The sequence below is a fragment of the Xylanibacter sp. genome (genome assembly GCF_057607445.1).
The window spans coordinates 11,891-35,912 of sequence record NZ_DBLZAX010000013.1 but is presented as its reverse complement, the minus strand read 5'-3'; the positions used below and the strand labels follow the sequence as shown (position 1 = coordinate 35,912).

Sequence of the window (24,022 nt, the reverse complement as noted above, 5' to 3'; positions counted from 1 at the left end):
AATGAGGAAAGCGTTTTATATGATATTTGCGGCTGTAATGATGTGCAGTTGCGGAATATATACAAAGTATGAGCCGCAGACTTCAGTTCCTGACAACCTGTATGGTGACTCATTGTCGTATGGCACGGACACTGCAAGTCTTGGCAATGTATATTGGCGTGAATTATTTACGGATACACTGTTGCAGAATCTGATAGAAGAGGGACTGGCAAACAACACAGACTATAAGTCGGCTCAGCTTAGGATTGAGGAGGCTGAGGCTACATTGTTGGCTGCAAAGTTGGCCTATCTGCCTTCGTTTGCCTTTGCCCCGCAAGGCTCTGTAAGCAGTTTCGATAATCAGAAGGCAACGCAGACTTATCAGTTGCCTATTACAGCAAGCTGGGAACTGGATGTGTTTGGACGTATACGCAACGCCAAGCTGCAGGCAAAGGCTCTTTATGCCAAAAGCATAGATTATAAGCAGGCTGTGCGTACGCAGCTCATCGCAAGTATTGCTAATGCTTATTATACATTGCAAATGCTTGACGCTCAGCTTGATTTGACTGAACGTACCATGGCTTCATGGGAAGAGACTGTTGAAACAGCGCGCGCCTTGATGAAGGCTGGGCAATATAATGAGGCTGCAGTTGCACAGATGGAGGCATCCCTTCATGGTGTCAGGGCGTCTGTGCTTGACATAATGGAGCAGATAAATCAGACAGAAAACAGCCTGTCTATTATATTGGGCGAGGCTCCTCAAAAGCATCAGCGTGGGAAGCTGTGCCAGATGCAGCTTGATTGTGACATAACTGTTGGTGTGCCTTTGCAGATGTTGTCTAACAGACCAGATGTAAGAAGCGCGGAACGTAGCCTTGAGGCTGCGTTCTATGCCACCAATCAGGCACGTTCGGCCTTTTATCCTCAGATTACGTTGAGCGGTTCTGTCGGTTGGACAAATGCTGTAGGTTCGGCAATCCTGAATCCGGGAAAGTTTTTGGCAGAGGCTTTAGGCTCGTTGACTCTGCCTCTGTTCAACAAAGGGCAGAATGTAGCACAGCTACGTATATCAAAGGCGCAGCAGGAAGAAACTCGTCTGGCTTTTCAGCAGGCATTGCTGAATGCCGGCAGTGAGGTTAACGATGCTCTTACTGCTTATCAGACAAGTCATGCCAAGACATCTATTTACAGCAAGCAGGTGGAATCATTGCAGACAGCATTACGCAGCACGAAGCTTTTGATGCAGCATGGTAACACTAATTATCTTGAGGTGCTTACGGCGCAGCAGTCGTTGCTTAATGCTGAACTTCAGCAGGTTGCCAATATGTTTACTGAAGTGCAAAGCGTGATAAGCCTGTATCAGGCTTTAGGAGGAGGACGTGATTAGCTATTTGTCAGACTCTTATGTGCCAGGACTAATTTGCTGATGTGTGCCGATTACTAGTCCGGGCAGAAAACAAACGTCAGCGGATAATAATGACAGACTTGACATAAATAAAAAATATTGGGATTATATGCGCAAGTTTTAATGTTAGTTTGTTTTGGTTTGTATGCCGGCAAGTATTATTGTCGTATGCTTGTTTGCTATTTGGTATAGCAATAGTATCATTGCCGGCATTTTTTGATGAGTTATTATTAAACTGAAAGTGTTTGTCGTTTGATTTGATATATCCAAGATCAGCACAAAAACATGACTTTATTTCATACTATTTTCTATTAATTCTTTCCGTCAGACTTTTAGTCTGGCGGATTTTATTTCAGCCAGGCTGAATATTTTGCTTATTGTTATGTGTAAGGCTGTGATGTAGTCAAGATTGATAGAGTGGTGCTGATTGTTTTTGGATGTAGTTTCAAAGGCAATCTGGTAGATATCTTGTTATGCAATAAAGCGTAAATAATTTTTTATAAAAAGTCATCACTCATCACATTTGTATGTAACTTGTTGATTTTGTGTACTATAATGTGTGATGAGTTGATTTTTCAACTCATCACATATATTATCGTCACGGCTTGACTTATTGAACTGATTTTATTGGTGATAAAGTTATAACAGACTTATTGTCAAAGTGTTATGTAATAAAACATTTAGGGTGATGATGAAAATCGTTTTGATGATTTTTCTTGTTGCAAAAGCATAGTTCTTGCATTGTAATATGTGGCATATTGAAAGCTAAAAGCATACCTTTTGCATCGTAATTTGCCGTGTTTTACATAGCCGTCATGCAGGCTTTAATATTTAGTCTTGTGTAGATGGTGATTTATTAAGTCTTTTGATGACTTGATTATATAAAAGCAAAAACCGCAAGACTGTGTCCTGCGGTTTTTAATCTCCTTTTAACTGTTGTAGCTAAATTATTTAGCTGTGTCAGCAGCAGCTGTGTCAACAGCAGCTGTATCAACAGCAGAAACAGTGTCAACAGCAGCTGTATCTGTTGTGTCAGCACCCTCAGCCTGAGCTGTTTTGTTACCACAAGATGCGAAAGAGATAGCTGCGATAGCTACGAACATTAAAACTAATTTTTTCATTTTCTTTGCTTTTTAAATCTGTAAAACAATCATTTGTTTATTAAAACGATGCAAAGGTAAACATTTTTTTGATACGTTGTTCTGCTTTTAGTAATTTTTTTCATTCATTTTTGTAACTTTTTTGTAAGTAATTGATTGTCAATTAAATACGAAATGTTAATTTCTTTTAATTAGGGATGGCGCTTAATAAATAGTTTTTACTGTGTCTGTTAATTCCTACTTTTTATTATCTTTGCATCGAGAAAATCATAGAAATATCAGAAGAAAAGCAGATGTATGCATTATATATAATAAGGTGTGTGCATGGCTGGGTGTTTGAAACGGCAGAAATGTGCCTGAATTTATATGTGTTAGGGAATGTGCAGCAGGATGTGCGTTGGTAAATGCCAGTGACATTGCTTTCTTTTTCTGATGGTTGATAATACAGGTCCGATAAAATTGCAATATTAAAATCGGACGGAAAAGTAGAAAGATTAGATTATGATAGATACATCAGCCTTTCAAGGTAAAAAGGCGGCCTTTTTCACATTAGGCTGCAAATTAAATTTTTCAGAGACATCCACCTTTGGCCGTTTGTTGTCAGAGATGGGTGTAAGTACGGCAGGTGAAGGCGAGGTTGCTGACATTTGTATAATAAACACATGTTCTGTTACAGAAGTTGCCGATCATAAATGCCGACAGGCCATACACAGGATGGTGCGCAATCATCCGGGAGCCTTTGTCGTGGTAACCGGATGTTATGCTCAGCTGAAACCTGAAACAGTGAGCCAGATAGAAGGAGTTGACCTGGTGCTTGGAGCTAACGAGAAAGCCAACCTTATTCAGTTCTTGTCTGAAGCATGGGGAGGCGTAAAAAACGGTGAGGCGCTGCACAGATATCATACACAGAAGACAAAAGACATTAAGACTTTTGCACCGAGCTGCTCGCGTGGTAACCGTACGCGTTATTTTCTTAAGGTGCAGGATGGCTGCAACTATTTCTGTACATATTGTACCATTCCTTATGCCCGTGGCTTTAGCCGTAATCCGAGTATTGCGTCGCTTGTTGAGCAGGCTGAGCAGGCTGCGGCAGAAGGAGGCAAGGAGATTGTTCTCACCGGCGTGAATATCGGAGATTTTGGCGAAACAACGAATGAACGTTTTGTCGACTTGGTAAAGGCTTTGGACAAGGTAGAAGGCATAAAGCGCTATCGTATAAGCAGCATTGAGCCAGACTTGCTGGATGATGAGCTTATAGAATATTGTGCTCAGAGCAGGGCTTTCATGCCTCATTTCCATATACCGCTTCAGAGCGGGTCTGATGAAGTGTTGCGCCTTATGCATCGCCGTTACGATACAGCGTTGTTTGCTCATAAGATAAATCTGATAAAGAAAGTAATGCCCGATGCCTTTATCGGTGTGGATGTGATGGTTGGAACACGCGGCGAAAAGCCTGAGTTGTTTGAAGAGACTTACAACTTCCTTCAGTCGCTCGATGTTACTCAGCTTCATGTGTTCCCTTATTCAGAGCGTCCGGGTACAATGGCTTTGAAGATTCCTTATGTAGTGTCTGATGGTGACAAAAAACTGCGCAGCAAGCGTCTTCTTGATATGTCAGACAATAAGACTCATGCTTTTTATGAGCGTTTCATTGGATATGAGGCTGAGGTGTTGTTTGAGAAGGCTGCCAGAGGAAGAGCCATGCATGGGTTTACAAAAAATTACATTCGTGTAGAACTGCCGCCGTCACCTGATAACGACAGGCTTGACAATCAGCTCGTTAAGGTGAAGCTGGGTGACTTCAATCATGATAAAACAGCACTAAAAGCTTTATTGTAAAATGGAAAAAGTTGCTATCGTAATATTAAACTGGAATGGGGCAGAGATGCTGAAACGCTTTTTGCCTAATGTACTTGAATATTCGCGTAAGGATGCAACTGTTTATGTTGCAGACAATGCATCTACTGATGATTCGCTTGAAATACTTAAACAACGTTTTCCTGAAGTTCGCCTGGTGCTTCTTGAAAAAAACTGGGGCTTTGCCGAGGGATATAACAAGGCTTTGGAACAGATTGAGGCAGAATATTATGTATTGCTGAATTCAGACGTTGAAGTTGCCCATCATTGGCTGGCACCTTTGGTTGAGTTTATGGATAACCATCCTGAGGCTGCAGCTTGTCAGCCAAAACTGTTGTCTGAGAAAGATCATGATTCTTTTGAATATGCAGGAGCCAGTGGCGGATATCTTGACCGTTATGGCTATCCTTTTTGTCGCGGCAGAATTTTTGATACTGTTGAGGCTGACAACGGACAATATGATTACGATGCTGAAGTGCTGTGGGCTACGGGAGCATGTATGATGATACGTTCTTCAGATTTTAAGTCGTCAGGAGGTTTTGATGCCAGGTTCTTTGCCCATTGCGAGGAGATTGATTTGTGCTGGCGCCTGCGTTTGATGGGACGTAAGATTTTCTGCATACCAGACAGTTTTGTCTTTCATGTCGGTGGCGGCACTTTGCCTAAGAACAATCCGATGAAGACATATCTTAATTTTCGCAACAATCTGTTGATGCTTTACAAGAATTTGCCTGAAGACAGGTTGCGTAGTGTGTTCCGTATGCGTTTGTTCCTTGATTATGTCGCTGCATTCAAGTCTTTGGCCACAGGCTGCATAGGTGATTTCAAGGCAATACTTAAAGCCAGAAGAACATTCAGAAAATGGCTTCCTGAATATCGCGAGATAAGAAAACAAGTGCAGCAGATGCGCAAGACGGATAACGTGGAAGGTATATTCGGTTTCTCTATATTATGGCAATACTATGCTAAAGGGCATAAAAAATATTCTGAACTGAACATTAGCAGAGACCGCCACTGATTCTGTTTACGTGCCGGAATGTGCTTGTTTGAGCTCAGTTTTTGGTAAAGCCTAAAGATAAGACACTGAATTTTGTGTTATTATAGTGTGCTGAGATTTTCTGCGCACATGATATTATTGTAGAACCGCTTGTAACGACATCATCAATCAGCAGAATATGTTTGCCGTCAAGGTCATGTTCTTTATCTATGCTGAAAACGTCCTTAACGTTGTCTTGTCGTTGCCAGCGGTTCATTTTTGTCTGGCTTTGCTTAAATGATTTTCTTTTTACGGCATTGCCGACAATCTTTATTTTTGTTATTTCGTTTATTCCTCTGGCAATTTCCATACTTTGATTATATCCTCGTTCCCTTTGCCTCTTCTTTGTCAAAGGTATAGGAATTATCAGGTCTATGCCGTCAAAGAATCCGTCTTGTCTTATCTCTTCTGCCAGCATACGCCCCATAAGTTCGCCTGTTTCCGGGTGGTTGAAATATTTTAAAGAAAGTATTATACGGCTCATTTCTGAATGTGGCTCGTAGAAGAACAATGCGGCAGCCTTTTCTATCTTAATCTGCCCCCAGAAAAGTTTTGCCATTTTGTTTTCATAGGGATTTTTTGAGAATAACGTTCTTGGCATGTGCAGGTTGCATACAGCACAGATAACGTCTTCGCTTATAGTAAGTCTTTTTCCACATACGACACACTGTTTTGGTGCTATGAAATTAAGCAGGCGTACAATGTATTCAATAAAAATACTCATGGAAAAATATAGTTTTACGTGTTTTTAAAGTATCAGAATAAAATATGAGAATGCAAGAAGGCATAATCACCTCTGCATTCTCATATTCATATTTCTAAACAATTAATAGCTGCGTGCAATAATAACTCTGCATTTTGCAGGCTTGCCTGAAACCATGTCTGTTCCAGGTGTTTGCTCAACGCCGAAAGGCACACATCTTATCGTAGCTTGAGTTTCTTCTTTTATCTTTGCTTCTGTTTCTGCGGTACCATCCCAGTGGCACAGGAAGAAGCCTCCCTCCTTTACCTTCTCCTTGAACTCATCGTAGTTGTCACATTCATAAATGTGGGCATCACGATAAGCTTTGGCTTTCTTGAACATGTTGTCCTGAATTTCTTTCAGCAGATTTTCAACTCGTTCAACTATGCCGTCAACGGGAACTGTTTCTTTCTCAAGAGTATCGCGGCGCATAATTTCGAGAGTGTTGTTCTCGAGGTCGCGTCCGCCCATAACAAGACGTACAGGAACACCTTTGAGTTCATAGTCGGCAAACTTGAAGCCAGGGCGTTTGTTGTCGGCATCGTCATATTTAACAGATATTCCGGCATTGCGAAGAGCAGTGATAATCGGAGAAAGCTTTTCGGTGATGGCCTGCAGCTGTTCGGCGCCCTTTGTAATAGGGATAATAACAACCTGAATAGGAGCGAGTTTCGGAGGCAGAACCAGTCCGTTGTCGTCAGAGTGAGTCATTATTAATGCACCGATGAGACGTGTTGAAACACCCCATGATGTTGCCCAGACATATTCAGGCTTGTTCTCTTTATTAAGATAAGTAACGTCGAAAGCCTTTGCAAAGTTTTGACCAAGGAAGTGGCTTGTTCCGCTTTGCAGGGCCTTGCCGTCCTGCATCATTGCCTCAATAGTGTAAGTGTCAAGAGCTCCGGCAAATCTTTCTGTTTCGCTCTTTACACCCTGAACAACAGGTACGGCCATCCACTGTTCTGCAAAGTCGGCATATACATGAAGCATCTTCTGTGCCTCTGCTTCAGCCTCTTCACGTGTGGCATGTGCAGTGTGGCCTTCCTGCCACAAGAACTCTGATGTGCGGAGGAACGGGCGTGTACGCATTTCCCAGCGCATCACGTTGCACCACTGGTTACACATCAGTGGCAGATCGCGCCATGAATGAATCCAGTTTTTGTATGTATTCCATATAATGGTTTCAGATGTTGGGCGTATAATCAGTTCTTCCTCAAGACGTGCAGCGGGATCAACTTCAACGCCGCTTTTGTCTTCTTTTGCGCGTAGGCGGTAATGTGTAACAACGGCACATTCTTTTGCGAATCCTTCAACATGCTCTGCTTCTCTTGAAAGGAATGATTTTGGGATAAGCAACGGGAAGTATGCATTCTGTGCTCCTGTTTCTTTAAACATCAGGTCAAGCTGGTGCTGCATCTTTTCCCAAATTGCATAGCCGTAAGGTTTGATAACCATGCATCCACGCACGGCAGACTGCTCGGCCAGGTCAGCCTTTACTACAAGGTCGTTATACCACTGACTGTAGTTGTCAGCTCTTTTTGTCAGTTCTTTTAGTTCTTTAGCCATGATAAAAATTGCTTTCTTATTCTAATTTGACTGCAAACTTACTAAAAATAGCTGAATTATGCTAATAAAATAGTGTAAGAAAGATATTTTATGATAATTAAATCATGCTCAGGTTGACAACATAAATGTCTTTGGTGATTATTTTAAATGAAATAATTTATATTTGTCATAGACAGATGCATACTTTGTTTTATATTCCGGTGCATTGTATAGGTTTTTGTGTGATATTGCAGCTTCATGTTCTTTTAAAAAATGTTGTAATTAAATCAATATGTTAGGTTAAAAAATGTTCAATTTAATACATTATTAATATCATTATGTGGTTTTAATTATAAAAACATGTTTTTAATATTGTTTAGTATAAAAAAAAATTGTACTTTTGTCTATGTGAATTTTTAAATATTTTAGATTATGAAGAAAATTAAAGTTGTAATATTTGCCCTTTGCACGGCTGTTGTAGTAAGTTGTAGTACAAAGGCTGGAACCGGTGCGTTAATCGGAACTGGTGGTGGAGCATTGGTTGGAGGTATTATTGGTAAAATAGCCGGCAACACAGCAGTTGGTGCTGCAGTAGGTGCTGCAGTAGGTGCCGGTACCGGTGCTTTGATCGGCAACCACATGGATAAAGTAAAGAAAGAGGCTGAGGCTCAGCTCGATAATGCCAAAGTAGAAGAAGTTACTGACGCAAATGGCCTGAAGGCTGTAAAGGTTACATTTGATTCTGGTATTCTTTTCGCTTTGAATAAGGCAGACCTTAACACAGCATCAAAGAATGAGCTTGCAAAGTTCTCTAGCGTATTGAAGAATAACAGCACATGTTCGGTTGACATTCAGGGATATACTGATTCAACTGGTAATGATGCAATAAACGTTCCTCTGAGTCAGAAACGTGCTGAGGCTGTTTCTTCTTATCTGAAGTCATGTGGCGTTAGCTCAAATCAGATTCAGAAAGTTCAGGGCTATGGCTCTGCTAATCCTGTAGCTGATAACTCAACATCAGCAGGACAGGCTCAGAACCGTCGTGTTGAGGTATATCTGTATGCAAGCCAGGAAATGATTGACGCTGCAAATAACGGAACATTGAACTAATTTTGATACTTATTAGATGAGCAAGTTCAGATTTCTGAGCCGCATAATACGTTGGATGGTGGTAGCTTTCTTTGGCTCCACCATTCTTGCTGTTGTATTGTTGCGTTTTATTCCCGTATATTTCACGCCGCTGATGTTTATCCGTTGTGCAGAGCAGATAAAGGACGGTGAAAGTATCAAGATGCATCATCATTGGGTGCCGTTGGATAAAATATCACCTCATCTGCCGGTTGCTGTTATGGCAAGTGAAGACCAGCGCTTTCTGCTTCATCACGGATTTGATTATAAGGCGATAGAAAAAGCCGTGGAACATAATATGTCGAGCAAGAAAAAGCGTGGCGCAAGCACCATATCGCAGCAGACTGCAAAGAACGTGTTCCTGTGGCCGGGCCGTTCATGGATACGCAAAGGTTTCGAAGTTTATTTTACTACGCTGATAGAACTGATGTGGAGCAAGCAGCGGATAATGGAAGTTTATCTTAATTCGATAGAGATGGGCCCCGGCATTTATGGCGCCCAGGCTGTTGCTGAGGACAATTTTGGCAAGGATGCCGTTGACTTGTTTAGAGGCGAATGTGCTCTAATAGCTGCCACTTTGCCCAATCCGCTTAAATTCAGTTCAAAAGATCCTAGCGGATATATGCTTAAGCGTAAGCGTCAGATAGAGCAGCAAATGAAGTTTATACCATCTTTTCCAAAAGAAGGAGAAGATATCGACCCTTCGACATCTGCGGGCGGCGTGTATCGCAATATGAGATAATACACAGCAGCAACAATTGTATGATGACGGTTCTGACTAATAATTTAGCCTAATATTTATATTGCCGGCAGCGCATGTGTCTTGCGTTTTGATTTGTTTGTGCGGCATGAAAATTAAATGTAATTGCAAATAATGGATTGTACCTTTCTTGATGAGCTGAACGACAGCCAGCGTGCAGCGGTGGAGTTTTGTGACGGACCGTCGCTTGTTATTGCCGGAGCCGGTTCAGGCAAAACCCGTGTGCTGACATACAAAATAGCATATTTATTGAGCCATGGCATGAAGCCATGGAATATTCTTGCACTTACTTTTACCAATAAGGCTGCAAATGAAATGAAGCAGCGAATAGGAGGACTTGTTGGCGAAGAGGTGGCAAGGTATCTGTATATGGGAACCTTTCATAGCATATTTTCGCGTATTTTGCGTGTTGAGGCAGAAAGACTTGGCTACGCAGGCAACTTTACAATATATGACGAGAGTGATTCGAGGAGTCTGATTAAAGCCATTATCAAGGAGATGCAACTCGATGACAAGGTGTATAAGCCGGCTTCTGTTCATGCGCGAATAAGTATGGCTAAGAATAATCTTATGTTTCCTGATGAATATGCCAGGACCCGAAGCCTGATAGAACGTGATGCTGAACAGAAAGTGCCGGCTGTGTCGGCTATATATTCGGCGTATTGCGAGCGCTGCAAGAAGGCGAATGCAATGGATTTTGACGACTTGCTAATAAATACATATCGTCTGCTTGTTTCTGACGCTGATATACGCAAGAAATATTCTGAACGCTTTAAGTATGTCCTTGTTGATGAGTATCAGGACACAAACTCCGTACAGCAGAAGATTGTATGGCTGCTGGCTGAAGAGCACATGCATGTTTGTGCCGTAGGTGACGATGCACAGAGTATTTATGCCTTCAGAGGTGCAAACATAGACAACATCCTTGATTTTCAGAAGCAGTTTGCAGGAACGCGTCTGTTCAAGCTGGAGCGTAACTATCGCAGTACTAAACGTATTGTTCAGGCGGCAAACAGCCTGATACGTCACAATGAACGGCAGATACCGAAAGATATTTATAGCTGCAATGCCGATGGTGATAAACTTTCAGTTAAACCGGCATACAGCGACCGTGAAGAGGCTATTATCGTTTGCAATGAGATTAAGCGGATAAAGCGGGCTGACAGATGCGGATATAATGACTTTGCCGTGCTATATAGAACAAACTCACAGAGCAGAAGTTTTGAGGAAGCCATGCGAAAGGTGAGCATTCCTTATAAAATTTATGGCGGACTCAGCTTCTATCAGCGTAAGGAGATAAAAGATGTCATAGCGTATTTTCGCCTTGTTGTAAATCCTGACGACGAGGAGGCTTTTAAGAGAATTATAAATTATCCTAAGCGTGGAATAGGCGACAGCACTGTGGCAAAGATTGCCGCTGTGGCCTCCGCAAATGGAGTGAGCTTGTGGCGTGTGATATGTGAACCTGCTTTGTACGGATTTAATCCAAGCAAAGCCACGCTTACAAAGCTGGATGCCTTCAGGTGTCTGATAAGTAGTTTTATTGAGAAGTTTGTAACGGTTGATGCCTATGCTCTAGGTGTTGAAGTGGTCAAGGCCAGCGGTATTTCTGCAGACATATATCAGGATAAGACTCCCGAAAACATAGCCCGTCAGGAGAATGTCGAGGAATTGCTTGGCAGTATACAGGAGTTTGTTGAAGGCAGGAAAGAAGAAGGCCGTGCTGATGAGGTTCATCTTACAGACTTCTTGCAGGAAGTGTCATTGCAGACAGACCTGGAGAGCGACGACGGAGCTGATGGTGAACGTGTGTCGCTGATGACTGTGCATAGCGCCAAGGGACTTGAATTCCCTGTGGTATTTGTCGTTGGACTGGAGGAGAATATCTTTCCGAGTTCTCTGTCAATGGGCAGCAGGCGTGAACTGGAGGAGGAGAGACGACTGCTTTATGTGGCGATAACGCGTGCAGAACGCCATTGTATATTGACATACGCAAAGAATCGTTACAGATATGGAAAGGTTGAGATGGAGTCGCCGAGCCGTTTTCTGACAGACATCTCGCCTGAGTTTGTTGACGTTGAAGATGCCAAGGATATATTTATGAGGGCAACATCTTCTTATTCTTCCAGAGGGTCGTTGTTTTCTTCTGACAACAGGTGGCAGAACAGCCGGCCTGTGGCTAGTCAGTTTAAGGCTGATCCAAAGCCGCGTGAAGCAGTTCATCGTGACGTTCCTCCTGTGTCTGATACATTTTCGCCTCGTTTCAGGCGTCTTCAGGCTGCAGCATCAAGCGCTGTTTCTGCTAAAAAGTCGATGGCAAATTCAAGCCAGGTGAAGGAGAACAGTGTGATTGAGCATGAGCGGTTTGGTATTGGAACTGTTATAAGACTTGAAGGTGTGGGTGAAAATACAAAGGCTACTGTGCAGTTTAAGAATGCCGGCATAAAGCAACTGCTGCTAAAATTTGCACGTTTTAAAGTAATTGGATAAGCAATTTGTTTCATATAGAGGTATCTGACAATAGATTAACTTGTCTGATACCTCTTTTATTTTATATACTTTCCTGAGAATGCATTTCTGTGAATATGCGTTTTGACAGAATGTTCTGAAAATCGATAATTCTGTATCTTTCTGTGTTTTAATAGCAGGCCGTTTCTTGAGCGAATAATTTATTCCGGCTTCTGACAGGTATTTTTGCAATAAAATGCTGTGTATGTGTAAGTCGTTGAATGCCAATGTTTTATACGAAGATGGATAGGGGCATGCATTAATGATTGGCATTCAATATTGCAAAACATGCCCTTTTACAGTCTAAAAGATGGCTTTTTGTGATTTAAAATGTACTTGTTTGCATGATGAAACTTACTTATTTGTGATGGATTACATACTGTATTTGGTCTGAATACTCACAGACCTGGCTGTTTGATGGTCTTATTTTTACTTATTTCGGCAGAAATAAGGGCTCATTTTATCAAGTTTTCAGCTTTCTGTTTCTAGTTTGGTGATTTTTATGGACAATCCTGATTTTACATTATGTTATTATATATTTGAATTAAACAGCCAAAATGTCATCTGCTTTCTGCACGTAGTAATATTGTAATGTGATGGTTAAGGTTGCTTGTTTATTGTATGTCATATAAAACAATAACCGGACTGTTCTTTAATTAGAGCAGTCCGGTTATACTTATTTAATATGAATTGTTTACAGATGTTTTCTTTATCTTAGGCAGATGTTTCTTTTTTCTTAGCCATTCAGCTTTTCTCTTCTCATATTCAAGCTGATGCTTTTCCAAATAATTGTCGGCCATTACTCGTGATTAAATTTACTGTAAATAACATTTATCTTTATCGGCTCGTATGGGTTCTCACTGCCGCCAACAAGTTTTGTGCTTGTCAGACTCATGTCATGCACAATCTTTACAATTTGGCTCGACGAGTTTGTCGTTACCGATACTGGTATTACCACAACTTTGTTCCAGTCGGGATGTTCGTTCAGCCAGCTTGAATTCTCTGCCAGTCCTTTTTTCTTTATGTCAGCCATATATGTTATCATGCCTGATATATTATTAAATGTATACTGGTTTGTCGACGAGCTGTATGTCGCAATGAATGATTTCTTATAATCAACATTATCGCCGTTCTCAAAGAACGTGTACAGGCTGTCCTTCGGTATCATCAGCAGTGTGGAAGGCGCGCTGAGAGAATACTCGTCGTGAGTATTGTTGTTGATTCGTGTAAGCGATATCTTTGCCGTATTTATTGTGTCATTGCTGTGGTTTTCTGTTATTTCGTCCACAGGCAATGTGATTTCTGTGAATATTCCTGCCGGAGTTTTCAGATATGTACAAGTGTTGTCGTTTGCAAGGTCAGCAATGTTCTGCTTGTCATTTGATATATTTGTTGTCTGAAGAACCTCCTCGGTTGCAGAGAACGAAGTTGTACCTACGTATGTAGAGTCGTTGAGGTATCTGAAATAGATGTTCAGCTGACTGACTGTTATGTAAGCCATTGAGCCGATGCCGTCGTTGGTCTTGAAATAGAAGCCTGGGCATACCTCATGAATGAAGTTATATGAATTTTTAAACCTGTCGGGATCCTCATAATACATACGCATAATATATGTACCATAATTATTATAGGTTACACCATTCTTGTCTGTGTAAGGCTTGTTCAGGTTTATTTTTATATTAGGTGTATAGCTGCTTTCGTCAGCTCTGTCTTCGTCGCTTATGCTCAGGTCGGTCAGAGTGTACGTCTTGTTTACCTTCATGCCGTCGTTGCGGATAAGTCCTTCCGCGATAGGGTCGAAGTTTGAATAATATTTCACACCTTCTTTCATCGGCTCGTTCATCTCGTAAGCAGTAATATTCATTGTAGCCAATGAGTCGCCGTAATAGTCGGTATAGAAGAGTCTTATGCTACATGAATCGGCTATGACTTCTCCGTCCTGCAGACTTACTATGCTATCTTTCTCAGGAAGCTTGTAGTTTTCCAGTGTGCTGAACTGTGCCATAAAGTCACCGGTGATATAATTTCCTGTCTCTATATCACGTATTTTACCTAGATATCCAGTTGTGCTTCGTGACAAGACTGAGTCTGCTACAATAGACCTTGTTGCAACGTTGAAAGTGTCAGTTGTTACTTTCAACATATCCATATTGTCTGTTAAAGAGTTGCCGATAGAATCGGTAGTGTCATCGCATGATGCAATCGTTATGCAGGACATTATTGCAATGACAGTATAGATAATAGTTTTCATTGAAAGTTTAATCTAATGAAACAATAGTATGTTATTCTGAAATGCTGTCGAATATTTTATCGTAAAATTCTTGATATGTCTGGCAGATGTCTTCCTCTTTTTCCGGATGGCTGATTACGGGCAGACCCTTTTCAGTTGCATATTTTATTATTTCAGGATTTACGTCAGCACCAGCTTTGACTATTCCGTCTGAATAGTCAATTGCAAGTTTCTCTAAATCCATGAAACTGAAGTCTTTGTTGTAGTTATCCAGAATGTCAGACTTCACGTCGCGGAAGGCTATGCTGTCTTTGAATTTTTCGCCGAGTCCGCCTTTCAGCTCTTCAGAGAAAAGGGATGTAACAACTTTTGTGTTAGCAAACGACGGTTCCTCCCTGTATGCTGTTTTTACATAAAGCGGAATTGCTGAGCACATCCAGCCTTGACAATGTATTACGTCGGGTGTCCAGCGCAGCTTCTTTACGGTTTCAAGCACGCCACGTGCAAAGAATATTGCACGCTCGCCGTTGTCGTCGTATTCAACTCCGTTCTCGTCTTTAGCCATAAGCCTCTTTGTAAAGTAATCCTCGTTGTCGATAAAATAAACTTGGATTCTTGTTGCAGGTATTGAGGCAACCTTGATAATAAGCGGATGGTCTGTCTCGTCGATAATCAACATCATTCTTGACAGACGGATTACCTCGTGAAGCTGTCCTCTTCTTTCGTTGATATTTCCCCATTTAGGCATGAACGTCCGTATCTCATATCCTTTCTCTTGTATGATCTGAGGTATCTGACGGCCTAAATTTGACATTTCGCTTTCAGGAACATAAGGAGTAATCTCTTGATTTATAAATAATACCTTTTTTGCCTTCATGATGTTAATTTTTATCCTTGCAAAGGTACAAAAAAAACTTCGTATACGGGTAACTTTTTTTATAAACTTAGAGAAATGCCTGCTCTTATTGGCATATTTTTTTAATTATTCTTTTTTATTTAAGAAATTTGTTGTTATTTTGCACCTCAATTTCGAGGTGTTAAACATTTATACAATGATTGTATTTCATAAAATAGTAGAACTTCAAAACGCTTTGTTTGCCGACCGTAAAGCCGGGAAAACTGTGGGACTGGTGCCCACGATGGGCGCCCTGCATGAGGGACATGCGTCTTTGGTTAAGAAAAGTGTAGAGGATAATGATATTACGGTAGTTTCTGTTTTCGTTAATCCAACACAGTTTAATGACCCTAAAGATTTAAAATCATATCCTCGGACTGTTGAGGACGACTGTAAACTGTTGGAGAAGGTACATGCCGATTATGTGTTTGTGCCTTCTGTTGAGGAGATGTATCCTGTTCCTGATACACGTCACTTTGAATATCCTCCGGTTTCTACCGTAATGGAGGGCGCACATCGCCCAGGACATTTTAATGGTGTATGTCAGGTTGTAAGCAGATTATTCTATATCGTAAATCCGGACAGAGCTTATTTCGGAGAGAAAGACTGGCAGCAGATAGCTGTAATTAAAGCTATGGTTAAGGCTTTGTCTTTGAAGGTGAACATTGTTGAATGTCCTATAGTCCGCGATGCAGACGGACTAGCTCGTTCTTCACGCAATGCGCTCCTTTCAAAAGATGAACGTGCAATTGCTCCTGTTATATTCAAGGCTCTGAGCGAAGGTGTTGAATATAGCGCAAACCATAATGTAAAGGAAACTCACGATTATGTTGTTGGTGCAATAAATGCTGTCGACGGACTTGACGTTGAGTATTTCGAGATTGTAGACGGTGATACTCTTTTGCCTGTAAACGAATGGTCTGACTCTGACTATGTCGTAGGTTGTATAACTGTTTACTGCGGCTCACGTCCTGTGCGTCTTATTGACCATATTAAATTTAAGGAGCCGAAGTTGTAGGATACTTTCGTGCTTGAACATTATAACGATATATAAAATTATGATGATAGAAGTTTTAAAGAGTAAGTTGCATTGTGTTCAGGTTACTGAGGCCAACCTTAATTATATGGGCAGCATAACCATTGATGAGGATCTTATGGATGCAGCTAATCTTATTGCAGGTGAGAAGGTTCAGATTGTTAATAATAATAATGGTGAGCGCCTCGAGACATATATAATAAAAGGTGAACGTGGCAGCGGTTGTATCTGTCTCAATGGTGCGGCTGCAAGAAAATGCCAGGTAGGTGATACCGTTATAATCATTGCTTATGCATTGATGGATTTTGAAGAGGCTAAGCATTTTAAGCCAACGGTGGTCTTTCCTGAGAACAACAGACTGGTCAAGTAAGTGTGATAAATCAGTAGACAGATTTTTTGTTTAAGACTAAGATACAATAAAAGCGGAAACATGAATTATCTTTTTCATTGTTTCCGCTTTAATTTTTTTCTACCAAAGCCCGAAGGCCTTGGTAGTTTAAGACTGATTATTCAATAACTACAAGCGGGGTGTCTTCCATAACGCTTTCACCCTCTTTTACAAGGACAGCTGTAACCTTGCCGCTCTTTTCTGCGTCAAGATTGTTAGCCATCTTCATAGCTTCAAGAACAACAACGGTGTCTCCGGCTTTTACTTCGTCGCCAACTTTCACCTTTATTTCTGTTATTACACCTGGTAACGGTGACTTTACAGCATTGTTCAGGTCTACTTTGTTGGTTGATGTTGGAGCAGAAGCTGTTTCTGCCTCGGGCTGTGCTACAGGGCGAACAACAACTTTCTTCTTTACGGGTTCCGGTTCCTTCTCCATCTGAACCTCGTATTCTTCACCGTTGACAACAACGTTGGCAATATTGTCGTTTATACTGTTTATTGCAACTTCATATTTGTTGCCGTTGATTGTATATTTATATTCTTTCATATTGTTTTGTTCTTAAGGATGTTGCGTCATTGTGAGTATATGAGACTCCCATTCGGAGTGCTTGCTCTTTATTGTAATGACACCAGCTTCTTTGTCGTGCACGTTATTTCCGTTGTATTCGTGCAAGGCTAGTGCTATGGCGGCATATACTTCGTTATTCTTCATTGTCACTGACATTTAAGTTTTGAAACAATTACATAGGAATGTTTCCGTGCTTCTTAGCAGGAAGACCATCTCTCTTTGTAGCAAGCTGAGCAAGGGCGCGACAGATGCGGAAACGAGTGTTGCGCGGTTCTATAACATCATCAATGTAGCCATATTTAGCTGCCTGATATGGGTTAGCGAACATCTCTGTGTATTCCTCTTCTTTTTCTGCCAGGAATGCCTTCGGATCTTCGTGCTCTTTTGCTTCTTTAGCGCAAAGAACTGCAACGGCACCGCTTGCACCCATAACTGCGATTTCTGCAGAAGGCCATGCATAATTGATGTCTGTACGCAGCTGCTTGCAGCCCATAACGATGTGGCTTCCGCCATAGCTCTTACGCAAAGTAACTGTTACCTTTGGAACAGTGGCTTCGCCGTAAGCATAAAGCAGCTGTGCTCCGTGGAGGATAACTGCATTGTACTCCTGACCTGTACCCGGGAGGAATCCAGGAACGTCAACAAGGCTTACGATAGGAATGTTGAATGCGTCGCAGAAACGAACGAAACGTGCACCTTTGCGGCTGGCGTTAACGTCGAGTACACCTGCGTAGCATGAAGGCTGGTTAGCAACGATACCTACGCTCTGACCATTGAAGCGAGCGAAACCAACGATGATGTTCTTTGCGAATTTAGGCTGAACCTCAAAGAATTCGTTGTCGTCGGTAATTGCTGAAATAACCTTATACATGTCGTATGCCATGTTCGGATCTTCGGGAATGATCTCGTTCAGAGAATCTTCCATTCTGTTGATCGGGTCGTTGCATTCCTTGCGGGGAGCTTCTTCCATGTTGTTAGACGGAATATAGCTCAGCAATGTCTTGATCATTTCCATTGCCTCTTCCTCTGTAGAAGCTGTGAAGTGTGTAACACCGCTCTTTGTAGAGTGTACACTTGCGCCTCCGAGGTGCTCCTGGTCGATGTCTTCACCTGTTACAGTCTTAACAACTTTAGGACCTGTCAAGAACATGTATGATGTATTTTCCATCATCAGAGTGAAGTCTGTCAATGCCGGTGAATAAACTGCACCTCCGGCACACGGTCCGAAGATACCGCTAATCTGAGGTATAACACCTGATGCAAGAATGTTTCTTTCAAATATTTCAGCGTAACCGGCAAGTGCGCAGATACCTTCCTGAATACGTGCACCGCCAGAGTCGTTAATACCAATTACAGGAGCGCCCATCTTCATTGCCATGTCCATAACTTTGCATATCTTCTGGGCCATGGTCTCAGAGAGTGAACCGCCGTTTACGGTGAAATCCTGTGCAAAAATATATACCAGTCTGCCGTCAATTGTTCCGCTTCCGGCAACAACGCCATCTCCAAGATACTGTTTCTTTTCCATGCCGAAGTTTGTGCAACGGTGAAGCTTGAACATGTCAACTTCTTCAAAACTGCCTTCATCAAGCAACATATCTATACGTTCGCGGGCTGTGTATTTTCCACGTGCATGCTGTTTCTCAATAGCTTTTTCGCCGCCACCGAGACGAGCCTGCTCGCGTTTAGCGATAAGCTCCTTGATTTTTTCTACTTGTTTACTCATGATTTCTGAATGTATTTTTTATGTTTTTAGCGTTTTTATTCATATTAAGATTTAAAGCGGTGCTATAATAGCACAAGGAATTAAAGGCAAAATTCAATATTAATTGAAATTCACATTGTCTTTAATTCCCTGTCGTCCCTCTTTAATTTTTAATAAAAAAATTATTATTTCTCACAGAGTTCTGTAAGTATTCCGCATGTTGATTTCGGATGCAGGAACGCGATGTTCAGTTTTTCTGCACCTGGTCTTGGAGCCTTGTCAATGAGACGTACGCCTTTGCTTTCGCATTCAGCCAAAGCATTGCTTACACCGTCTTCAATGCAGAATGCTACATGATGTACTCCGTGATTGCCTTTGTCGAGCCATTTCTGTATTGTACTGTCGGGTGATGTTGGCTCGAGAAGCTCGAGTTTTACTTCTCCGCATTTCAAGAAAGCTGTTTTAACCTTCTGGTCTGCAACTTCTTCGACTGCATAACATTTCAGTCCTAATACATTTTCAAAATAAGGTAAAGCCTCTTCAATGCTTTGTACGGCTATTCCTAAATGCTCTATACGTGAAATTTTCATATTTTATAGGTTTTATAAGATGTGCAAATATACATATAATTATTTAATGAAACAATAATTTATAGCTTTTTAATTTTTTGTATGATTTAATGTTATTGCTACATTTTGACATTGCCAGTGTGTCGGAATTGCACTTTAGCTTCTGAAATGATGACACTTTGCCGTCTATCCGGCTTTTTGCTGTTTATTGCTGTCGCTATTTCTTGTCTGTCTCTTGAATTCTGCACATGTGAGCGCTGTTGCCATTGCGACATTCAGGCTATCAGCTTTCTTGTTCTTTTGGTAACAAGGTATGAATAGCGATCTGTCAACCTTTGACAATATCTGTTGGGATATTCCGTTGCCCTCATTTCCCATGATTATAATTCCTGTTGGAGTCAGCTCCTGTGCGTATATGTCGGTCCCGTTTAATGCTGTTCCGTATACCAATGCATTAGCCGGTTTATTTTCTATAATTTCGTTCAGGTCTGTATAGATTATGTTTACATGAGCGATACTTCCCATTGTTGCCTGTACTACTTTAGGATTATAAGCGTCGGCAGTGTCGTTGCTGCAAAATATTGTTGAAATGCCAAACCAGTCGGCTATTCTTATGATAGTTCCGAGGTTGCCCGGATCTTGCACTCTGTCAAGTGCAAGGCAGAGTTCGCGTTCACATATACTGATGTCCAGAGTATGGGTAGGTATCTTGAATATTCCCATCACTTGCTGTGGATGCTGTAAGAAGCTTATTTTTTTTAGCTCGTCGTCTGTTACCGTCACGTCTTGTGGCCTTGCGCTTTTGTTGTTAGCTTTATACCATTCTTCTGTAGCAATAAGACGTTCCGGATTATATATCTCCGACAAGTCTCCTACAACTTTAGGGCCTTCTGCCACAAAGACACCTTCTTTCTGTCTGTTTTTCTTAAGTTCGAGTGAACGTATATATTTAATGAGATTTTTTGAAATCATGGTGTTGACGGATTTATTGTTATATGGTGTTTGTGTCTGACATTATATTAAATATAAATAATCTTTTACGCAAATCTTTTCAGACCGGTTGGCCTAAACTTATTGCCGTTATACCAATTTCATTGTAATAACGTTGGCAAAAGTACTAAAATTTTATTATTTTTGCAACTTGAAATTTGCATTAAATGATAAAACAGGTATCTAAATATATTTCTTTATTTGTTTCGCTCTTGATTGTCGTGCTGGTGCTGTCAGGGTGTTCTGCATCGAAGTTCATACCGGAAGGAAAGTTCCTTTTGGATGATGCAGAGATAAAGTCTGATGTTAAGGACGTCAATCCAGACAGACTTAAGGCATATATAAGGCAGAAAGGCAATTCAAAGTGGTTCTCCCTGTTTAAGATACCTCTCGGCACTTATGCGTTGTCCGGCAAGGATTCCACTAAATGGATAAACAAAAAACTTCGTGATTTAGGCGAAGACCCTGTTCTGTTTGACTCTCTTCAGACAGCCATGACATGCTCTGATTTAGAGAATGTGCTGCATGGTCTTGGATACCTTAGGGCTACCGTAGATTATAACCTCGACTTTAAAAAGAAAAAGAAAGTTGTTGTTGTGTATAACCTTCATCCGGGTCCTTTGTATCACATAAGTTCTGTCAGTTATGATATTCAAGATGATAAAATTGCGGAATTCTTGAATACGGGTGAAGAGGGAGGCTTTAAGCCTGGATTACGTGTAGGTATGCCTTTCTTGACAAACGAACTTGACAATGAGCGAAAGGCACTGACAAAATATTTAAATAACAACGGATATTATAAGTTTCATAAGGATTTTATTACATATTCAGCCGATTCGGTGCGGGGAAGCACCGATGTTGACCTTACGTTGCATTTGCATAAATATACCGCCAACAGCAAAAGTCCTGAAGAGGCACACACCCGTTATAAAATAAATGATGTTACATATTACAGCAATGACGAACGTAATTATGTGCCTCTGCGCCAGTCAGTGCTTGAAGAGAATACTCTTATAGAACCGGGAGAATATTTTAATTCGGAAGCACTTCAGAAAACATATAACAGATTCAGCCGTCTCCAGATTGTAAAATATACAAATATACGATTCAACGAACTTCCTGACAGTGATATGCTTAACTGTGATATCGGTATCAGCACAAATAAGATAAACAGTGTAATCTTTCAGCCTGAAGGAACAAACACAGCCGGAGACTTTGGAGCTGCAGCATCGCTTACTTATGAGAATAAGAACCTTTTCAAAGGTGCTGAAACGTTTAGTGTAAAATTGCGCGGGGCTTTTGAGGCCATTACAGGTCTTGAGGGTTATCAGAATCAGGACTATGAAGAATATAGTCTGGAGACGAAACTTGTCTTTCCGCGTCTGTTGGTTCCGTTCCTTTCAAAGAATTTTAAGAGACAGTCGGCTGCCGTAACCGAGTTGACGGCCAGTTATAATATGCAGAACCGTCCTGAATTTCATCGCCGTGTTTTTTCTGCCGGTGTGAGATATCGTTGGGATGACGTTAAGCGCAGGCGTAGATATAATGTAGATCTTATAGACCTGAACTATATTTATATGCCATGGATTTCGAAAACATTTAAAGAAGAATATCTTGACGATGTGGACAGCCGAAATTCTATTTTGAGGTATAATTACGAAGACTTGTTCATAATGAAGCTAGGCTTTGGCATGTCGTACAATAATGGCGACGAGGCTTATAAGTTTAATATTGAGACAGCAGGAAATCTTCTTAACGGTGTTTCACGTCTGATCGGCAGCAGCGTAAACAGCGACAATCAATACACCTTATTTAATATTGCTTTCGCTCAGTATGTGAAAGGAGATTTCGACTATACCCGCATGTTCCGTTTTGATTCACGTAACAATCTTGCCTTTCATGTTGGTTTTGGTATTGCCTATCCTTATGGCAACAGCCGCGTCTTGCCTTTTGAAAAGAGATATTTCTCAGGCGGTGCCAACTCTGTGAGAGGATGGAGCGTCCGTGGACTTGGACCGGGAAAGTTTAAGGGGACAAACGGCTCTATCGACTTCATAAATCAGACGGGTGATATAAAGCTGGATATTAATCTTGAGTTCCGTTCTTTCCTGTTCTGGAAGATTTATGGAGCTGTTTTTGTTGATGCCGGTAATATATGGACATTGAGGTATTATGAGGAACAGCCCGGCGGACAGTTTGACATTAAAGATTTCTATAAGCAGATAGCCGTTGCTTACGGAGTGGGCTTAAGACTCAATTTTGATTTCTTTATTCTTCGTTTTGATATGGGTATGAAGGCCATAAATCCGGCTTATGACACACAGCAGGAACATTACGCCATCTTCCATCCTGATTTTAGTCGCGATTTTGCTTTTCACTTTGCAGTGGGCCTTCCATTTTAATCAGCCACCTGCCGTCTCTTTTTACCACGTTGATGTTATATACTTCGTGTTCTGATATTCTTCCGGGACGTCCTATAGTGTCTATCTTAAAGACATTATATGCGTCGCATTTCACTGTTGCCAGTGTGTCGTTCACATAGTTTACCTCGTCGGTTTCATGCGTGGTGCTTTCAGTGTTATTGTTAATCACATCGATATCTTCCTGAAATATATTGCTTGCCATGAACCTTATCCATTTTTCCGATTCCGGAGTGCATAAGGGTATGGCTTCTTTCAGTTTAAAGTTAAAATAATTTGAGGCAAACTGGTCAGTCACCGATATTATATTTTCCTCGTCTTCCGACTGATAATGTTTTGTACAGGAACCGAAAATTAATAGACAAATGATAGTCAGGAAAGATATTTTCATATTGATTAATTTTCTACAAAGATACCATTTTTTTTTGTACCATGGTCAATTCTTTATAAATTTGCATTTCGAAGTTACGAAAAGAGTGTAATTCATTGGAAATGAGCGTAGGTTAATTGCTCATGATAGTAATAGGTTACGATTTAGTTAGTTATCTACTGCATCATCTTTCTGCGCGTTGCGTAACCTTCAAAGAACTCTTCATATGCAAAAGTAACAATAAAACGGGAGATTTTGAAATGAATCTCCCTAATTTTTTTTCTATCTCATACAAGTTTTTCCGTAAAAGCTGTTTTATCCGTCGGCACACCATCGCCCAAAAGAATTTTGGATGAACGTATGCCGACTGCCGCATAAGCGGAGAAAAGGGCTTTGCCTCACGCCTAAACAACAGTTTAGACTGATGATGCAAGGCCCATTTCTTTTGTGCTTATGCCAGAGAGGTGCTTTTACGGGTTCGCAGACGATTTCTTTTTCGCTGTTCCTTTGAGCCGTAAGCGGAAAGCCGTGTCTGACCGCCCGATCCATAAATGGAACAAGCCGTTATGCACGGCAGGCAAACCGGGAAGAATGATTTTATATGTCCGACCGGACACGCTCGGCCAGACATATAAAATCATACTTCCTTGCCGGTGGTTTGCCCGGTTTCACGCTTCCGGCTATGTCCCTTTTTTTCCTTTTGGGGATTTCTTTTTTTCACAGATTTCTCTTTTGAAGTTTTCCTGTCTAATCTGCCTCCACTTCCGTTTACCTCCATTTTCGCGTCT

At 41.2% G+C, this 24,022-nt stretch carries 21 protein-coding genes; 9 read left to right on the top strand and 12 right to left on the bottom strand.

The window, feature by feature from the left end:
• Position 1: 1 nt before the first annotated feature.
• Positions 2-1,366 carry a TolC family protein gene (locus tag ACZMIG_RS10620; RefSeq protein ID WP_302698200.1) on the top strand — a complete coding sequence of 455 codons (1,365 nt, stop codon included), beginning with the start codon at positions 2-4 and terminating at the stop codon, positions 1,364-1,366.
• A gap of 965 nt (positions 1,367-2,331) precedes the next feature.
• Here ACZMIG_RS10620 and ACZMIG_RS10615 read toward each other — a convergent pair.
• Positions 2,332-2,505 (bottom strand): PG1828 family lipoprotein, encoded by a 174-nt coding sequence (locus tag ACZMIG_RS10615; RefSeq protein ID WP_021854141.1) that lies wholly within the window; start codon positions 2,503-2,505, stop codon positions 2,332-2,334.
• 480 nt (positions 2,506-2,985) lie between these two features.
• Between ACZMIG_RS10615 and mtaB the strand changes: the two genes are divergently transcribed.
• Complete coding sequence (mtaB, locus tag ACZMIG_RS10610) at positions 2,986-4,323, top strand: tRNA (N(6)-L-threonylcarbamoyladenosine(37)-C(2))-methylthiotransferase MtaB (RefSeq protein ID WP_418874863.1); 1,338 nt, start codon at positions 2,986-2,988, stop codon at positions 4,321-4,323.
• 1 nt (position 4,324) lies between these two features.
• Positions 4,325-5,359, top strand: coding sequence for a glycosyltransferase family 2 protein (locus ACZMIG_RS10605; RefSeq protein ID WP_021854139.1), 1,035 nt, complete (start codon positions 4,325-4,327; stop codon positions 5,357-5,359).
• Positions 5,360-5,393: 34 nt separating this feature from the next.
• On the opposite strand, the gene ACZMIG_RS10600 is transcribed toward ACZMIG_RS10605, so the two are convergent.
• Complete coding sequence (locus tag ACZMIG_RS10600) at positions 5,394-5,936, bottom strand: ComF family protein (protein ID WP_418874862.1); 543 nt, start codon at positions 5,934-5,936, stop codon at positions 5,394-5,396.
• A 267-nt stretch (positions 5,937-6,203) separates the two neighbouring features.
• Entirely contained in the window at positions 6,204-7,685 is a 1,482-nt protein-coding gene (gene proS / locus ACZMIG_RS10595) for a proline--tRNA ligase (RefSeq protein WP_021854137.1), read from the bottom strand.
• 411 nt (positions 7,686-8,096) lie between these two features.
• Here proS and ACZMIG_RS10590 point away from each other — a divergent pair, with 411 nt between their 5' ends.
• The 3 genes from ACZMIG_RS10590 to ACZMIG_RS10580 all read left to right on the top strand — a co-directional run bounded on the left by ACZMIG_RS10590 (position 8,097) and on the right by ACZMIG_RS10580 (position 12,042).
• Complete coding sequence (locus ACZMIG_RS10590) at positions 8,097-8,774, top strand: YiaD family glycine zipper/OmpA-like lipoprotein (protein WP_487889537.1); 678 nt, start codon at positions 8,097-8,099, stop codon at positions 8,772-8,774.
• A gap of 16 nt (positions 8,775-8,790) precedes the next feature.
• Complete coding sequence (mtgA, locus tag ACZMIG_RS10585) at positions 8,791-9,534, top strand: monofunctional biosynthetic peptidoglycan transglycosylase (RefSeq protein ID WP_021854135.1); 744 nt, start codon at positions 8,791-8,793, stop codon at positions 9,532-9,534.
• Positions 9,535-9,666: 132 nt separating this feature from the next.
• Positions 9,667-12,042, top strand: a complete 2,376-nt coding sequence (locus ACZMIG_RS10580; RefSeq protein ID WP_487889536.1) for an ATP-dependent helicase — start codon at positions 9,667-9,669, stop codon at positions 12,040-12,042.
• A 698-nt stretch (positions 12,043-12,740) separates the two neighbouring features.
• On the opposite strand, the gene ACZMIG_RS10575 is transcribed toward ACZMIG_RS10580, so the two are convergent.
• The 3 genes from ACZMIG_RS10575 to ACZMIG_RS10565 are packed head-to-tail and all read right to left on the bottom strand — an operon-like array spanning position 12,741 to position 15,167.
• The gene (locus ACZMIG_RS10575; protein ID WP_021854133.1) at positions 12,741-12,860 is read right to left on the bottom strand and encodes a hypothetical protein; all 120 of its coding nucleotides are present in this window, start codon (positions 12,858-12,860) and stop codon (positions 12,741-12,743) included.
• Entirely contained in the window at positions 12,860-14,311 is a 1,452-nt protein-coding gene (locus ACZMIG_RS10570; protein ID WP_487889535.1) for a DUF4270 domain-containing protein, read from the bottom strand. The genes ACZMIG_RS10575 and ACZMIG_RS10570 overlap by 1 nt, the downstream gene beginning before the upstream one ends.
• 31 nt (positions 14,312-14,342) lie before the next feature.
• Positions 14,343-15,167 (bottom strand): glycogen/starch synthase, encoded by an 825-nt coding sequence (locus ACZMIG_RS10565; RefSeq protein WP_021854131.1) that lies wholly within the window; start codon positions 15,165-15,167, stop codon positions 14,343-14,345.
• Positions 15,168-15,342: 175 nt separating this feature from the next.
• Here ACZMIG_RS10565 and panC point away from each other — a divergent pair, with 175 nt between their 5' ends.
• Both panC and panD read left to right on the top strand, forming a co-directional pair.
• Entirely contained in the window at positions 15,343-16,203 is an 861-nt protein-coding gene (gene panC / locus ACZMIG_RS10560; protein WP_484448134.1) for a pantoate--beta-alanine ligase, read from the top strand.
• 40 nt (positions 16,204-16,243) lie between these two features.
• On the top strand, positions 16,244-16,591 hold the full coding sequence (gene panD / locus ACZMIG_RS10555; protein ID WP_053398445.1) for an aspartate 1-decarboxylase: 348 nt from the start codon (positions 16,244-16,246) through the stop codon (positions 16,589-16,591).
• Between the two features lie 136 nt (positions 16,592-16,727).
• On the opposite strand, the gene ACZMIG_RS10550 is transcribed toward panD, so the two are convergent.
• The 5 genes from ACZMIG_RS10550 to ACZMIG_RS10530 form a co-directional block, all read right to left on the bottom strand.
• Entirely contained in the window at positions 16,728-17,159 is a 432-nt protein-coding gene (locus ACZMIG_RS10550; RefSeq protein ID WP_021854128.1) for a biotin/lipoyl-containing protein, read from the bottom strand.
• Positions 17,160-17,171: 12 nt separating this feature from the next.
• Positions 17,172-17,324: a hypothetical protein gene (locus ACZMIG_RS10545; protein WP_021854127.1), complete on the bottom strand. Its 153-nt coding sequence runs from the start codon at positions 17,322-17,324 to the stop codon at positions 17,172-17,174.
• Between the two features lie 28 nt (positions 17,325-17,352).
• Positions 17,353-18,906, bottom strand: coding sequence for an acyl-CoA carboxylase subunit beta (locus ACZMIG_RS10540; RefSeq protein WP_021854126.1), 1,554 nt, complete (start codon positions 18,904-18,906; stop codon positions 17,353-17,355).
• Between the two features lie 164 nt (positions 18,907-19,070).
• The gene (mce, locus tag ACZMIG_RS10535; RefSeq protein ID WP_021854125.1) at positions 19,071-19,475 is read right to left on the bottom strand and encodes a methylmalonyl-CoA epimerase; all 405 of its coding nucleotides are present in this window, start codon (positions 19,473-19,475) and stop codon (positions 19,071-19,073) included.
• A gap of 165 nt (positions 19,476-19,640) precedes the next feature.
• Positions 19,641-20,426: a TrmH family RNA methyltransferase gene (locus tag ACZMIG_RS10530; protein ID WP_487889534.1), complete on the bottom strand. Its 786-nt coding sequence runs from the start codon at positions 20,424-20,426 to the stop codon at positions 19,641-19,643.
• 185 nt (positions 20,427-20,611) lie between these two features.
• On the opposite strand from ACZMIG_RS10530, the gene tamL reads away from it, so the two are divergent.
• Positions 20,612-22,846, top strand: coding sequence for a translocation and assembly module lipoprotein TamL (gene tamL, locus ACZMIG_RS10525; protein ID WP_487889533.1), 2,235 nt, complete (start codon positions 20,612-20,614; stop codon positions 22,844-22,846).
• Here tamL and ACZMIG_RS10520 read toward each other — a convergent pair.
• Positions 22,800-23,255: a hypothetical protein gene (locus ACZMIG_RS10520; protein WP_147630819.1), complete on the bottom strand. Its 456-nt coding sequence runs from the start codon at positions 23,253-23,255 to the stop codon at positions 22,800-22,802. The genes tamL and ACZMIG_RS10520 overlap by 47 nt on opposite strands.
• Between the last annotated feature and the right edge of the window lie 767 nt (positions 23,256-24,022).